This window comes from Leptospira ognonensis, from assembly GCF_004770745.1.
In the GTDB taxonomy this organism is placed as follows: Bacteria; Spirochaetota; Leptospiria; order Leptospirales; family Leptospiraceae; genus Leptospira_A; species Leptospira_A ognonensis.
In genome coordinates this window covers 340,767-355,444 of record NZ_RQGD01000034.1, presented here as the reverse complement: position 1 = coordinate 355,444, position 14,678 = coordinate 340,767, and the positions used below count along the sequence as shown (strand labels likewise).

13 protein-coding genes are annotated in these 14,678 nt (G+C 40.7%); 6 read left to right on the top strand and 7 right to left on the bottom strand.

All coding sequences use genetic code 11. The annotated features are described in order from the left end of the window. The first annotated feature begins 10 nt into the window (after nucleotides 1-10). A complete protein-coding gene (locus tag EHQ58_RS12135; protein WP_135624143.1) occupies nucleotides 11-1,432 on the top strand; it encodes a hypothetical protein in 1,422 nt (473 codons plus the stop codon). On the opposite strand, the gene tgt is transcribed toward EHQ58_RS12135, so the two are convergent. From tgt to EHQ58_RS12120, 3 genes are all read right to left on the bottom strand, one after another. Further along, nucleotides 1,409-3,436, bottom strand: a complete 2,028-nt coding sequence (tgt, locus tag EHQ58_RS12130) for a tRNA guanosine(34) transglycosylase Tgt (RefSeq protein WP_135624142.1) — start codon at nucleotides 3,434-3,436, stop codon at nucleotides 1,409-1,411. The two genes, EHQ58_RS12135 and tgt, sit on opposite strands and share 24 nt — an antisense overlap. Nucleotides 3,437-3,470: 34 nt before the next feature. Next, nucleotides 3,471-4,967 carry an ABC-F family ATP-binding cassette domain-containing protein gene (locus tag EHQ58_RS12125; protein ID WP_135624141.1) on the bottom strand — a complete coding sequence of 499 codons (1,497 nt, stop codon included), beginning with the start codon at nucleotides 4,965-4,967 and terminating at the stop codon, nucleotides 3,471-3,473. Nucleotides 4,968-5,028: 61 nt separating this feature from the next. Further along, entirely contained in the window at nucleotides 5,029-5,562 is a 534-nt protein-coding gene (locus EHQ58_RS12120; RefSeq protein WP_135624140.1) for an outer membrane beta-barrel protein, read from the bottom strand. A 225-nt stretch (nucleotides 5,563-5,787) separates the two neighbouring features. Between EHQ58_RS12120 and EHQ58_RS12115 the strand changes: the two genes are divergently transcribed. The 3 genes from EHQ58_RS12115 (at nucleotide 5,788) to ileS (ending at nucleotide 9,614) form a co-directional block, all read left to right on the top strand. Beyond that, on the top strand, nucleotides 5,788-6,123 hold the full coding sequence (locus EHQ58_RS12115; RefSeq protein WP_135624139.1) for an STAS domain-containing protein: 336 nt from the start codon (nucleotides 5,788-5,790) through the stop codon (nucleotides 6,121-6,123). 45 nt (nucleotides 6,124-6,168) lie between these two features. Then, the gene (locus EHQ58_RS12110; protein WP_135624138.1) at nucleotides 6,169-6,801 is read left to right on the top strand and encodes a leucine-rich repeat domain-containing protein; all 633 of its coding nucleotides are present in this window, start codon (nucleotides 6,169-6,171) and stop codon (nucleotides 6,799-6,801) included. 62 nt (nucleotides 6,802-6,863) lie between these two features. Next, complete coding sequence (gene ileS, locus EHQ58_RS12105; protein ID WP_135624137.1) at nucleotides 6,864-9,614, top strand: isoleucine--tRNA ligase; 2,751 nt, start codon at nucleotides 6,864-6,866, stop codon at nucleotides 9,612-9,614. Here ileS and murJ read toward each other — a convergent pair. From murJ to EHQ58_RS12085, 4 genes are all read right to left on the bottom strand, one after another. Continuing rightward, nucleotides 9,607-11,223 carry a murein biosynthesis integral membrane protein MurJ gene (gene murJ / locus EHQ58_RS12100; RefSeq protein ID WP_135624136.1) on the bottom strand — a complete coding sequence of 539 codons (1,617 nt, stop codon included), beginning with the start codon at nucleotides 11,221-11,223 and terminating at the stop codon, nucleotides 9,607-9,609. The genes ileS and murJ overlap by 8 nt on opposite strands. A gap of 10 nt (nucleotides 11,224-11,233) precedes the next feature. Further along, the gene (locus tag EHQ58_RS12095) at nucleotides 11,234-12,106 is read right to left on the bottom strand and encodes an STAS domain-containing protein (protein WP_167883618.1); all 873 of its coding nucleotides are present in this window, start codon (nucleotides 12,104-12,106) and stop codon (nucleotides 11,234-11,236) included. A 10-nt stretch (nucleotides 12,107-12,116) separates the two neighbouring features. Then, nucleotides 12,117-13,073: an LIC_12071 family protein gene (locus tag EHQ58_RS12090; RefSeq protein ID WP_135624134.1), complete on the bottom strand. Its 957-nt coding sequence runs from the start codon at nucleotides 13,071-13,073 to the stop codon at nucleotides 12,117-12,119. Between the two features lie 66 nt (nucleotides 13,074-13,139). Then, on the bottom strand, nucleotides 13,140-13,802 hold the full coding sequence (locus tag EHQ58_RS12085; protein ID WP_167883617.1) for a lipoyl protein ligase domain-containing protein: 663 nt from the start codon (nucleotides 13,800-13,802) through the stop codon (nucleotides 13,140-13,142). On the opposite strand from EHQ58_RS12085, the gene EHQ58_RS12080 reads away from it, so the two are divergent. After that, complete coding sequence (locus tag EHQ58_RS12080) at nucleotides 13,785-14,321, top strand: type II toxin-antitoxin system antitoxin SocA domain-containing protein (protein WP_135624133.1); 537 nt, start codon at nucleotides 13,785-13,787, stop codon at nucleotides 14,319-14,321. The two genes, EHQ58_RS12085 and EHQ58_RS12080, sit on opposite strands and share 18 nt — an antisense overlap. Further along, nucleotides 14,318-14,674 (top strand): aspartate 1-decarboxylase, encoded by a 357-nt coding sequence (gene panD / locus EHQ58_RS12075; protein WP_135624132.1) that lies wholly within the window; start codon nucleotides 14,318-14,320, stop codon nucleotides 14,672-14,674. Before EHQ58_RS12080 ends, panD begins: the two co-directional genes overlap by 4 nt. Nucleotides 14,675-14,678: the final 4 nt, after the last annotated feature.

Below are 14,678 nucleotides of genomic sequence, written 5' to 3'. Positions count from 1 at the left end.
ATTCATCTAAATGAAAAAATCAATATGTTATACACTCTCACTGATCTCATACCTAATGGCTAGCTGTGCACCCATGGATAAATCGATCCGGACAAATGAAACCGCCGCAGAGGAACCTTCAACAGAACTTAAATATAAAGAAATCAAAAACCCCTACCTATTAGCAGAGGAACCCATGCACATTCGTAATGGAGTGCATTCTATGAGTTTGCTTTCCAACGGCAGATTTAGTATGGGTACAGAACGAGGTGAGGAAAAACTCGATCTTATCTATGGTCATCCCAATGGTGCCTTTTCCGATGGAATCTGGTCCTCTTATACTTCGATCTCTGTTGAAGGTTCGATTTTCAAATTTGATAAATTAGAAAATAAAAAAATTAATAAAGTTGGGGATAGCTTGGAGTTAACAGCGAAGGTTCCTGGTTATCCGGTAATCGTTTTGATGAAACTAATCCCAAAAAGTTCCAATGGTTTCTACTTTCATTTAACAGCAAAAAATGAGGGTAATATCCCTTTATACATTGCGTTTCGACTGCTACTTGATACCTGGGCTGGAAGAAGCGACGGAGTCCCCTTTATCCTACCTGGACTTTCACAAGGAATTGATTCTGTCTACACAAACGAAGTAAAATTTAGCCCGACTTCGAGTCCAGCCTGGGAGACTTTTGATCCCAATGAACCCCGCACTGGTTTCCTTCGAACCAGCCTGATTGGAGAAGAAATCAATCCTCCCAACCGTGTAGCACTCGTAAACTGGGGACTCGCTTTCATTTCAGACTGGGAATATGAAGTGGATAAAGAAAATCCAGTGAGCGGAGATTCTGCTGTTTTGAGCTGGTGGGACCCATTACTCATCCATCCGAATGGACTGAGGGAAGGTTCGATCTTATTCGAAAGTAAGGAAAGATCTGATGGAATCTTCTTTGTTCCAGAAAACAAAAAAGGAAATGGTTTTCTCTATCTTGCGCGAGAAAATACAACAGATAGCATACAAAAAAGATCCTACCAATTATCCGTAGAAAATGGATCTTACTTCTCAAATTGGAAAGAGGGGAAAATGGAATATGAAATGAAACCTCAATCCTACCTATATCGAATGATCCCAGTAACTGTGAGTGGTGTGGGCGATACAAAATTACAAATTCAGGAAACCGTGAACGGTCAGGTAGAATCACATATCTTTTCAATCATCCTGCCAGCAGAAATAGCATCTGTCCCTGCTGTTTGGGATTCGAATCGGAAATTTCCGTTTCGATTTGTTTCAGAACAAAAGGATAGAAAGTTAAAAGGGAGAATTTTAGACTCAAATAACATAAAACAGGCGGAAGTTCCACTTCGTGAAACTAAATTTAGTACGCATTCAGTTTATGAAGGTGAAATTGAAATTAATTTTGATGGTGAGATTTTTTCAGAGATTGTCGAGGAGGATTGAAGGCTGAAACTGCGGATGCGATAAGATGAGAGAAGTCCATTTCTCCCTATCCATTAAAAGATTTTCTGGATACTTTGCATCACTACGCATCCATCTTTCTAGCCATCTCCGATCTAGTAATTGTTTCTGTATTTCCTCTGAGAAATTTTCTTTTGTAAAGGCGATTGTCGTTTCGCTCTTGGGTCCTGAACCTGCACCCCTGGCGACTAAAAAACCGGCTCCTAACATCGCACTCCTCACTCGCGTGGACGCTGAGTAAGTATATAAGGATATTTGATTTTGAAATTCTTTCAAATGGGAATAGAAGTCACAGAAGAAATCGTAAGACCATAATTCGGAATCGGTTTCATACGAAAAAGGATCAAAATAAATTAAATCGGGAGCTTCAGCATTTTTGTATACCTTTTGGAAATCTCCTTCCATCAACTTCCATTCGATGCCTTTTTCATCCGAAATCCAATGGCCATTTTTCAATAAAGCCATGGGGGCTTTGTGGAAGAGATGAGGAAACCTACCATGATTCCTCAAGGCGAGCTTTAATGGAGTCAAATCGTTCTCAAAACTAATCAGCGTTAATTTCCTCGAGGAAGAACTCCTTTCATGAGCGGAAATTGCTGCCATGGCATTTGTCGCGGCTCCCAAACCCACATCCCAAACTACAAGTGGAATCGTATCCGATTTTTCTAATAACATGCCTAAGTGCGATTGTTTGATATAAAGTGTATCAGCCTCTTCTATGGGAGAATTAACAGAATGCATCACCTCTCCGGAACTTTTTTGACGTATGCTGTAATAATTGCCTGTTTTGCTTTCCACGACCTCATAATCACCGAGCGACCTTCGGCGATCTTTTTTAGCCGATTTTAATGTAAACGGAGGATTTACATTATCACTTTTCAGAAGCTCTGTTTTCTTTTCGGAATAAAATCGAAAAAAAGTATCATCCAAGATACTTAGCCGCATATCATTCATTAATTTATGATAGTAAGTTAAATTATGTTCTGCGATGAGCTGCCAGCCTAGAATTTCACCTGCCTTAATCAAGTGGTGCAAGTATGCCTTCGAATAATGCTTGCAGCATCGACAATCACATTTTTGGTCTAAGGCCTCGTCAAGAAATTTATAAATAGATCTATGGATTTGAAATTTTCCCTCACTCGTAAAGGCCACTCCTCTCTGTGCCAACTCTACAGGAATCGTGCAATCAAACATGTCAACGCCCCGATGCACGGCTTCGAGTAAATCTAAAGGTGTCCCTACTCCCATCAAATACCGTGGTAGATTTTGAGGCAAAAGCGATGCGGATAATTCGCAGAAATCATTTCGTTCGGCTTTTGTTTCGCCTACTGCCAGACCACCTATCGCATAACCATCGAAGGGCATGTCGGTAAGTGCTTTGGCACTTTCTTTTCTGAGTTCCGGAAAACAAGCTCCTTGCACGATGCCAAACATAGACTGAGAGGATTCTCCACGAGCTTTTAAACTTCGTTTTGCCCACCTATGTGTGATTTCCATGGCAGACTTTGCTCTTGAAAAATCTACTGTTGATGGAACGCATTCATCTAAAACCATCATGATGTCCGACCCGATTGCTTTTTGCATCTCGATGCTGATTTCTGGAGAAAGGAGAATGTTTTCCCCATCCACATAACTACGAAAAATGGCGCCATCTTCTGTCATCTTTCTTGCATTCGGTAAGCTAAATATTTGAAATCCGCCAGAATCTGTCAGAACAGGTCGATCCCAATTCATGAACTTATGTATCCCTCCGAGCTTTCGAAAAACTTCTGCTCCTGGACGTAAAAGAAGATGATACGTATTGGCAAGGAGAACATTTGAACCCACTGTTTCCAGTGTATCGACATTGAGAGTTCTTACCGTCGCTTGTGTGCCCACAGGCATAAAAATAGGAGTTTGTACATCGCCATGTAATGTAGTAAAGGTGCTAGCCCTGGCATGCGAATGGGAAGCAACCTTTTCTAATTTAAAATTCAGGCGAGACATAGGGACAGGTTATGTTCTTACATTCATTGAATGTTTAAACATCTTCGTCGGACCAGCCAATGTCTGAAAGGAAATCATCATAAGATCCATCGTAGATTGAAATGCGATCCTTATCAAAGATTACAAGTTTAGTAGCGACAGCTCTGAGATGCATTTCATTATGTGTAACCATCACGACTGATCCATCAAAAGCATCTATCGCTTCGATGAGTGAATCACAGGATTGCATATCTAAGTGGTTTGTTGGCTCATCTAAAAACAGCAAATTAGATGGTGCGACTAAAATTCTACCAAGCATGACACGACTTTTTTCTCCACCCGAAAGGAACTTGATTTTCTTTAAGGCTGCATCCCCAGAAAACATCAATCCACCTGCGATGTTTCTTGCCTTGCCTTCGGAGCATGAGGAATCCGCGCTCATGATCTCTTCAACGATCGTAGCTCCATCTTTTAGACTCATCTTGTTTGTTTGTCCAAAATAGCCTTCTTTCAAAATCGGATGTTTAGTGACATTTCCAGAAACAGGCGTTAGTTCACCTGCCAGTATTTTTAAAAGAGTAGATTTACCCTTTCCGTTTTTACCGATGATACAAATACGATCCCGCTTACCAATCGGCATCGAAAATTTTTCAATCATAAATGGCTCTTTGCCAGTATAAGAAAAACTGATTTCCTCAGCGGCCAACATTTGATTGGCCCCAAAGGGCGCAGCATTGAAGTACAATTCTAAGTCGTCAATATTTTCTAGAGCCTTCATCTCGCCTTGTTTTTCTAACTTCTTGACACGAGATTGTGTACGACTCGCAAAACTAGCCTTAGCCTTGAATTTAGCGATAAAGATCTCTTCTTGCTTACGTTTTTTTGCCTCATTCAACCGTGTCTTTTCATAGATTTCTTCTTCTTGGTTGATTTGGGTGTATAATTTTTCTGTATCACCTTCCACTTTGACTGCCTTTTTTCTATGAATGGCAACTACATGAGTGACAACGCTATCCATGAAACTTCGATCATGAGTGATGAGTACAACTTCTCCTTCCCAGGTTCTGAGAAAGTCCTCGAGCCACCGAATGGTAACGATATCTAAATAATTATTTGGTTCATCTAACATGAGCATGTCAGGTTTCGATACAAGGAGTTTTGCCAGGTTCATGCGGATTTGGTATCCACCAGAAAATTCATTCGGGTTACGTTCCATATCCTTTTCTGTAAAGCCAAGACCAAAGAGCACCTTTTCTACCTGCCAGGTTTCGTATTCTTCATCTTCAGGAAGACCTAGCGAACATTCTTCGAGAACGGTTGGCTTTGAAAACTTTAGATGTTGTTCCAGATGTCCGACTTTGTAATTTTTGGGAACGGTGACCGTTCCTGAATCATAATCGGAAGTTCCAAGCATGATTTGGAAAAGAGTGGATTTCCCGTGTCCATTTCGACCGACGATGCCCACTTTCTCACCGCGATTGATGCTGAAGGTCAAATCCTCGAAGAGAACTTGACTGCCATAAGATTTGTTTAATCCAGAAATTTTGATCATCGGCTCACCCTTATCTTGCTTCTAATCCAGGGTTTTTGTAAGCCGATGGAATTCTACAAATTTAGAAAGAGATTCCTGCTCCGACTTGGAAAAATGGACCATTTTGAGGGCGCGTTTTTTCTTGGAGTGCAAAGGCATTGCCACTGAGTTCCGCAGAAAGGAAAATTTCATCCGTTACAAAATATCTTAAACCAGCTCCTAATCCGAGATGAAAGATCTGTTCAGCAGAACCTGCACCTTGCACTATGGCAGGACCAATATAACCACGAATAAACGGCTGCAAAGCAGAATCCATATTGAAAAAATAACCGGCAGTAAAATCAATCGGGATGAGCGTGATGGTTCGATGGGCCGCATTCTCAGTAATGCTTCCTCCTCTCACTTCTCTAGATACTAGGATAGGTTGAACAGCAAAACCAATCGCCCAATTATCATTCATAAAATATTGATATAGAAAGGATACCATCGGATTTGATTTTCCGTCGGAATTTGAAATGCCACCACGGAGTTCAACAGAATGCGGAGTACGAGTATTGTTTGGTACTGCGAAGATTACTGTAGGTAAAATTAAAAATAAGATTAAATATTTTCTCATAATTTAACAGACTGGAATGGAAGCTTCCTATGAAAAGCTTATTTTTCCTGTACGACCTAGCAATTTGGACTTAAGTATTTTTTCCAAAAACGAATTCATATAATAAAAATATTTCGAACGGAAACGTTTCTTTTTTTTCATTTTTTCTGAAAACTAAGGACCAGACCTATTAATTATTTTTATAGAAATCCGTTTGGTTATCTTGAAAGGAACAATAAAACGAAGATGATCAGGCAAACACAAAAAGCAAACGTTCTTTTGGTAGAAGCAAAGTCACTAGACATTCTTTGCATGGGTGGTTTTGAAAAAGCATTAGAGAAGTTTTTGGTCGCTGAAAATTCTCAAATTTTTTTAGATTTTGGAAACGTGGAAGAAGTTTCCTCTGCGATTCTTGGCATTATCCTCCACAAGAAAATGAAACTTAGAAAGAAGGGTATTGAAATTTATTTACTCAATGTCACTCCAGGGATACAAAGAATTTTGAAGATTCTAAACCTAACTTCCTTACTCCTGCATACACGAACCAATCTAATGTATGCCTCCGCGATTCCCATGGTCTAAAACAATTGCCAATGTTGGTGCCGATGGTTTCTATTGTCCTAGACCATGAATCTAGCATCAAAAACTCTTTTCTTAACATTAATTCTCCTTCAAATTTCATTTTTAAATTGTGCGAAAGAGCCGGTATCCGTTGATGAATGGATCCGAGCAAATCAGGGAGAAAAGATCCTAAACCTTTCCAAAAAGGAACTTGGAACTTTACCAGCTAACATTGAACTCTTACAGTCCGTGGAAGAATTGACCCTTCAATACGACTCCCTCACTTCCATCCCCGCTGAGCTCGGTAATTTAAAATCTCTAAGAATTTTAAATTTGTTTGGAAATCCCATAGAGTCTTTGCCAGATTCTCTTGGAAATCTTGAAAATTTAGAGATCTTATTACTCGGGCGTTCTAAACTCAAAACGGTTCCCGGGTTTGTGACCAAGTTAAAAAAATTAAAGACTTTGGCTCTAGATGAAACGGCATTAGAATTTTCAGAAGCTGATGTAGAGCTTATTTCTCAAATTCCAAATCTTGAAATTTTAGATATCACATTGCTCCGGAAATTCAAAAAACTTCCTTCAAATATAGCCAAACTTTCGCATCTAAAAGAGCTTTATGTTCAGAAAATTCTCTTTGAAAAATCGGATGTTGCGAGACTACGCGATGAACTTCCAGGAGTTCGGATCAAGCTTTAACAGCCCAGTAAGAAATTTTTTCCGTTTTCCGTATCGCACCAATTTAGGACATTGGTTGTATCATGGCTAAATCGGAATCGGAAAACCCGTACTCTAAGACGGTAGCATTACCGCAAACTAACTTTCCAATGAAAGCAGACCTTGCTTCTCGGGAACCCAAACAAATCCAAGAGTGGAAGACGAACAAAACGTTTGCGAAAATGAAAGAAATTCGCAAACACCAGCCGAGTTTCGTATTGCACGATGGCCCTCCCTATGCAAATGGAAACTTTCATGTCGGTCACGCTTTAAATAAAATCCTAAAAGATCTAATCATCAAATCAAAATCAATGGCAGGCTTCTCTACCGATATGATTCCTGGCTGGGATTGTCATGGTTTGCCCATAGAAGTACAGGTCCTAAAGAATTTAGGAAAGGAAGCTCGAAATACTTCACCAACGGAACTTCGAAAAAAATGTAGAGATTACGCGAATGAATTTGTCACCAAACAAGGTGAAGATCTGAGTCGTTTTTTATGCTTCTGGGAAGAAGATAGAAAATATCTGACCATGGCTCCAGAATTTGAAGCGAAAATCGTAGAAGTATTCGGGCAATTATTTGACAAGGGATATATCTACAAAGGCAAGAAACCAGTCTATTGGTGCATCGACCTTGCCACCGCACATGCCGAAGCAGAAATCGAATACCAAAACCATACCTCTCCTTCGATCTATGTAAAATTTCCAATCAAAGGTGAGCCGAATCATTTTTGTCTGATTTGGACTACGACTCCCTGGACACTTCCTGCGAATCTTGCCATTTGTTTTAATGAATCTTTAGATTATGCGCTTTATAAAAGCGAAGAACATGGCAATCTCATCCTTGCCGTTGGACTAGCGGAAACCGTTTCCCAAAAAACGGGAATCGCTCTGACAAAAGTCAAAAGCCTTTCTACTGAGGATCTAAGGAAAATGACTTTCCTACATCCCTTTCTAGACCAAGTTTCCATTCCTCTGTTTGGTCCCCATGTAACTTTGGATGCGGGAACAGGATGTGTGCATACCGCACCGGGACATGGCACGGACGACTACAGAGTTGGTAGCGCTGCAGGACTGCCAGCGTTTTCACCTGTCGATGATTACGGACGTTATACGGACGAATTTCCGATGATGAAAGGAGTAAAAATTTGGGATGCCAATCCTAAAATAGTGGAACTATTAAAAGAAAAAAATATGCTCTTCCATTATTCGGAATTCCAACATTCCTATCCGCATTCTTGGCGAAGTAAAAAACCACTGATCTTTAGAGCGACTCCGCAGTGGTTCTTTTCCATTGACCATGATTCTTTGAGAGAACAATCCTTAAAAGCTATCGATAAAGTGGAATGGATACCCGATTGGGGCATTTCTAGAATTCGGTCCATGGTGGAATCTAGACCAGATTGGTGCCTTTCTCGGCAAAGAAATTGGGGAGTCCCAATCCCTTCCTTTACTTGTAAGGAATGCAATCACACCCACCTAACAAAGGAGACGATTAACCATTTTATAAATATCGTTAAAAGGGAAGGCATTGAGGTCTGGTATGAAAGATCTGCCGCATACTTACTCCCCCCCGATACGAAATGTGAAAAATGTGGATCCTCCGAACTCAAACAAGACAAAGATATTTTAGATGTATGGTTTGATTCTGGTGTATCCAGTTTTTCAGTGTTTGGTGACTCAATTGGAAAGGAGCCAGCTGATTTATATTTAGAGGGATCTGACCAGCATCGAGGCTGGTTTCAATCTTCGCTTTGGCCCTCGATGGCCATCCGGGGCGTTCCGCCTTATAAGTCCGTCCTTACGCATGGCTATGTGTTAGATGAAAAAGGTCATGCCATGTCCAAGTCTCTTGGAAACGTCATCAATCCTACGACTGATATCATCAATCAGTATGGTGCTGATATTTTACGACTATGGGTTTCTACCCAAGATTTCCGAGATGATGTCAAAGTGGGAAAAGATTCGATTAAGATTGTCTCAGAAACTTACAGAAAGCTACGAAATACTTTTAGATATCTCCTCGGCAATACAAGCAAGGAGGCCCTCTCTTACATGACAGATCTAAATCAATTGGATCATGTTGATGCGTATTATCTTTCCAAGCTAGCAACTCTGAATGAAGAAATCCAAAGGCATTATGCAACCTTTCAATTTCACCAAGTCTATCAAAAGTTACTCCTTTTTTGTACGGTGAACTTGTCTCAGGATTATTTTGAGATCATCCGGGATCGTATGTATTGTGAAAGTAAGAGTTCACCAATTCGTCGTTCCTCGGAGTATGCCCTCGCTAAGGTTCTAGAGGTTCTGACAATTCTCATTGCTCCCATCCTTTCTTTCACTTCCGAGGAAATATGGAAGGAATTTGGATTTACCGACTCCATATTCCTTCACGATTTTCCGAATCTCGAGAAGTTTAAAAATGTAGCGTTGGAAGAAAAACTAAAACCAGTATTTGAGACCAAGGAATTCGTTCAAAAGGCATTGGAAGAGGCACGTCAGAAAGGAAATATTGGAAAATCTTTGGAAGCCAAAATCCATTTAACTCCAATTCAGGAAAAGGCTTCTCCACTCTCCGAGCTTGCAAGCTCTGAGCTCGAGCTTTTCTTTGTGGTCTCCCAAGTAGAAACAGACAAATCGGAGTCAAGTCAAGCCTTGGCAAGCATCTCCTCTGAACATTACAAGATTCAAGTCTTGAAACCAGAAGAATTTGAATGCCCAAGATGCTGGAGGCACACGCGTGATCTGAAAAGAGAAGGAGATCTTTGTAAACGTTGCGCCTTGGCGATTACTTAAAGAATCTTTTTAACACTCGGCCGAGGATAATCTCGGCCTCCTTCAACTTTACAAAAACAGACAGTCCAAAAAAAATAAAGACTGATGGCAAAATAGATACTAACAGAGATATGCGAGAAATACCTGCGTGGGAAATATCTAATCCCCATGTCTGTTTCAGCAAAGGTTTCAAATACCATTCACCAAACAGAAGCCATGTGGAAAGCCCCAAAAAAGGAAGCACCATCACCGAAAGTCTTCCAGCAAGCGAAAGCCAAGGAATTTTTACTTCATGTCTTTTTAGAAAAAATATCAATAACCCTGATGTTACGAATGCAGAGATTGCAGATGAAAGGGCAATCGCACCATGCTTTAAAAAAAACATGAGCGAAAGACTTAAGCCTATGCTCATAGTAAAAGATACAAACTGTACCCTGAGTGGCGTTTTTGTATCTTGAAACGCATAATAGGAAGATACAAGAACCTTATTGGAACTATAAAAGGGAATGGCAATCGAGTAAAATATGAGTGGAAGCAGCGCGGTCTTTGTTGCTAATTCATCCCACCTTCCCCCATAGTAGATCGCATCAAGCACTGTCTCGCCGAGCACAGAGAGACCTATTGCGGCGGGTATGGTTAAAAAGAATGCAAAACTGAGCACATCTAATATCTCCGCAGGAACTCGTGCCTTTTCGCCTGCACGCAAGTCTCTGAGTAACGATGGCAAGATCGTTGTTGCGAGCGCCACACCGATGATTCCTGTCGGTAGCTGAACTAGTCTCTGCGCGTAGTCCAGACTCACGACAGCACCAAGACCAGGGTTGGCATTCTGAATGTAGTTTGCTAAAAAGATGTCAACCAGGAGCCCTATCTGGTAAAAACTTCCACCAAGTGCTGCAGGTAACATCAGCTTAAAGATTTTTTTTATAGCAGGGTGTCGGAAGTTTAATCGGAAAAGTGGACCATAACCTAGTTTATAAACAAATATGGCCTGCACAAACAGCTGTATGATGCCACCAGCTACAATTCCGTAGGCGAGCGTAAAAACTCGCTCTCGTAAATCAGATATAAACGGAAAGAAAAATAAGAATACGGTGAGATAGCTTAAGTTAAGTATGATGGGAGACAGAGAGGGAATGAAATATTTATGATGAGAGTTCGAAATGGACATGAAAATGGAAGAAAGACTCGCTGTCATAATGAGAAAAAATAGGACCAGCGAAAGCTCTACAACCAGGTTTCCATATTCTGGGCTTCCTCCGACAAGTATTGGCAAAAATTGAGCAGCAAACACCCAAAATACGGCCACAAAAATCGAAAGAGATAAAAACAAAAAACTTAGGACAGTTCCTGCCATTACGCGCGCCGCTTCCACTCCCATCGCTTCGTATTCCGAAAAGATCGGCATAAAGGATTGTGAGAGTGTCCCCTCTGCCAATAAATTTCTAAACATATTTGGCAGTCTATAGGCTACACTAAAGGCGGAAGCGACCATACCTGTTCCAAAGCTGACAGCCATAAAATGGTCCCGAACAAGCCCGAGGATACGCGAGAGAAAGGTATAAAAAGACAAGGCAAGACTTCTTCTTGCACTTGATATGGGTAATTTCAGACTCTCTTTATCTGTCATTCGAAACTGATTAGATATCTAATTTTTCGATAAAACGAGTGGGCCCAGTAGCACTCACATAAACTTCCGTTTTACAATTTGGACATCTATGCTGACCCGATTGAAATACTCGGAGTTTTGTTCCACAGGCTTCACAAGGAAATATTCTTTGAAAACTAATATCGTTATTCTTTTTTGACTTGGATTGAATATAACTTGGAATTTGACCAATAACCGCTTCGTTTGTAGGATTCGTTGAAGTTCGATTCGTGGGAGTAAATCTTTTCTCGAGTTCAGTTGATAGAGTCTCTTTGATCTCCCTTCTTAAAAGCGATAATTTGTCTTCAAGAAGTCTTTCCATATCAGGAACTTCAACCGTCCGAGTCATGATCGGTTTTTCAAAACTTTTCAGAGCTTTTCTCTCGAATGTATTTTCTTCCGAAATCTTTTCTAGCCTTGATACAGGCTCTTTTGGAGCACCCGTATAATAAAATTTGATTCGTTCTGCTGCAGGTTTTGTTTCGCTCTGTTCCTGGATCTCTTCTTTTCTGATCACGGATTCCGAGGTTGCTAACCTTAAATAATTTTCTGCGTCAGTTAGCGATTTTCGAATGGGAAGTTTTTTATAGATTCCGAGTAAAGAGAGAACGTTCTCTACTTCTTCTGTGAGACCATAAAACACAAAAGAAAGATGTGGGCTCTTTTTCATCCGATTTTGGACTTTCAATAAAGTACTGATCCCGTTCGATGTAATAAACTGAACAAAACTAAAATTAAATAAAAAACGAGTGTAACCTTGTTCTAATAGAGATTCTAGATAACTGAGCAGGTCCTCGGAACTTGCTCCGTCGAGTGCTCCCTTCAATTGAATCGAAAATATTTTTTCATCTGATATTGTATTCATAAAATTCCTTTTAACCAAGGTAGATTGCATCTACGACATCTGCTTGGGGCTTTGATAATTCTTCATTCTTACTAATGTTTTCCGTTACTTCAACGGAATCTGGAATCATTACAGGTGTTAGCTCGGAAACTTCTGAGCCACTAGTTGATACCATCTTTTTCTGAATGAGAGGCAATGAATCATTCTCGAGAACAACATGTTCCTCTTTTATAGTATTCGATTGTCCTTCCCGTTTTGTAAAATATTGGAATAAGAAAAATATTCCCCAGGATACGACTGTTACTAGAATAGCGATCAGGCTGTAGTTTACAAATAACCACTTCGTCAGATCAAATTGATTCTCAAATAAAAGTGATAGATTCCCTTCTTTATATGTGACAAAGACGGCACCAATTACATCTAGTTTCGTTTCGTGATAAAGGGGAGCAAACATTATGACTTCGTGTGTGATTGCGTTTGGAAACAACTTCAATATGGGTTTAGCATAATTTGGCAATTCTGGCACAGAAGCAAGTTTCATAGACTCAGTCTCCTTCTCAGGCCACTCCCACTTTCGCATACGCATTGCTTTGCGAAAGTATGCCTGTGCTGTTAATGTCGCATCAGGTTTTCTTTTTTCTAGCGGGTCTTTTAAATCATTTGGGTCCGAGGAGCTGAGAAGTAATCCATCGGGATTAAAAAGTTTTATTTGTTTTAAAACAAACTTTTCGGGATCCTTGAAAGTCACTTCCACATAACGAGAAAAAGTCTTATCAATCTCCGCGAAACCATTTTTATTCAATCGTAATTCCGTTGCTTTCGCAAGTGCGAGCGTAAAATCACGTGCTCTATGATCGGTAAGTAAGAGTTCCTGTTTGAGGGCATTCTGAGTCGATTCGAAAAAAGACCACAAAACAGCACTAAGGGCAATGGATTCGAACATTAAAAAAAGTATGATAAAATAGAGTATGGATCTGAGGACGAACATATTAGGAACTCTCCTATACATATTTTCGGTCAGTTTGGTAATCTTGACTGATGAAAAACCTTTACTTTATTTGCTTAGGAGTGCGTCTAGGTGAAATAAAAAAGCCCCCATAAACCTTTGCTTTTCCATTTCCCAATCTCTCACTTTACCAAGAATTTGTAGACTGACGACGTCCGAACTTAAGGCCCCACATGGATGGATATGCTTGAATGTTTCCAAAGTATTTATCCCATTGAGCGCAAATCCAAAACTGGTAAAATGGCTCTTGGCATAAACACCGAAAGAAACTAATTTCTTCTTTGGATTTTCTTTTAAATAAAGCCCTGGCGACTCACGATTTTCCAGAAGTTCCACGTTCCAAATCTCTAACACGGCATTCCGGATGGAAATCGTCAGTACTGCCAAATAGTCACCTAAGCGAATGTCTCGCTTTTTTAAATCGATGTGCGGATAACCAACAACCTGGCCGGGCTCGTGGGCGGTATAATCCCCGCCTCTCTGTAAGAGAAAAAGACCCACGCCCGCGGCAGAGAGAGTTTCCTCCTTGCTGAGTAGATTTTCAGCTTTCGCCGTTGACCCCCCTGTCAAACATGGATTGTGCTCCAGAAAAAGAATGGATTCCATTCTTTGGTTTCTTGCTTTTTCTTGGAAACGGAGATACCGATCATAGGATATACGGGATGAGATGGAATAGGATGAGAACAGTCTAGAATGGAGAAACTTTGCCATGCAATTCTTTGGATCCTTGAAAAATCTCCCAACGGTCGGAGCAGGCTCGACCTAGCGAAGCTCCTTTATTTTTCGGACGGAGTTCACTTTCAAAAACATGCAAGCATGATCACTGGTGGAATTTACATCCATTTGGAAGATTCCCCCTATCCAGTCAAACTGAACGAAGCCCTCCTTTTCCTACGAGAAAAAGAGGTCATCGATACGGCACCTGTTATCTCGGCAAAAGGGGTCCAAGGTTTCTCCCTTCGGTTTGTCAAACCACTGGAAGGACTGGTACTCACCCGGGAAGAAAAACGAGTCATGATGAAAGTCGTGGAAGCCTTTCGTGGCCGCGTTTTTGACGAAAATCGCCACTATCCGAATCTTTATGAAAACTATGTGGTGACACCGCTTTACGAGCCGATCCCGTTTGCCATTGACCGGATCAATACGAAAATACATGTTTTAATGAAAAAAAGCCTTTTACAACTGTCTGGAAAAATGTTTAGGGTTTTATTTGAGAGGTCTCCTGAATGATGATCACCATATGCAAAGGGAAAATCCACCGTGCCATTGTCACGGAAGCGGAACTTCATTACGAAGGAAGCCTGACTGTTGACCAAGATTTAATGGATTTGGCAGGAATGAGGCCGTTTGAGCAAGTTTCTGTCGTCAATGTCAATAATGGGGCTCGTTTTGAAACCTACCTCATTGTCGGCAAACGTGGTTCAGGCACCATTTGTCTCAATGGTGCAGCAGCCCGCCTCGGGATGAAGGGAGACAAAGTCATCATCATTACCTATGGGCAAATCGATGAGGAAGCCGTCCCCCCACACTACCAGCCTAAAATTGTTTTCGTAGATGAACACAATCATCCGAAAAAAGCCTAATCTT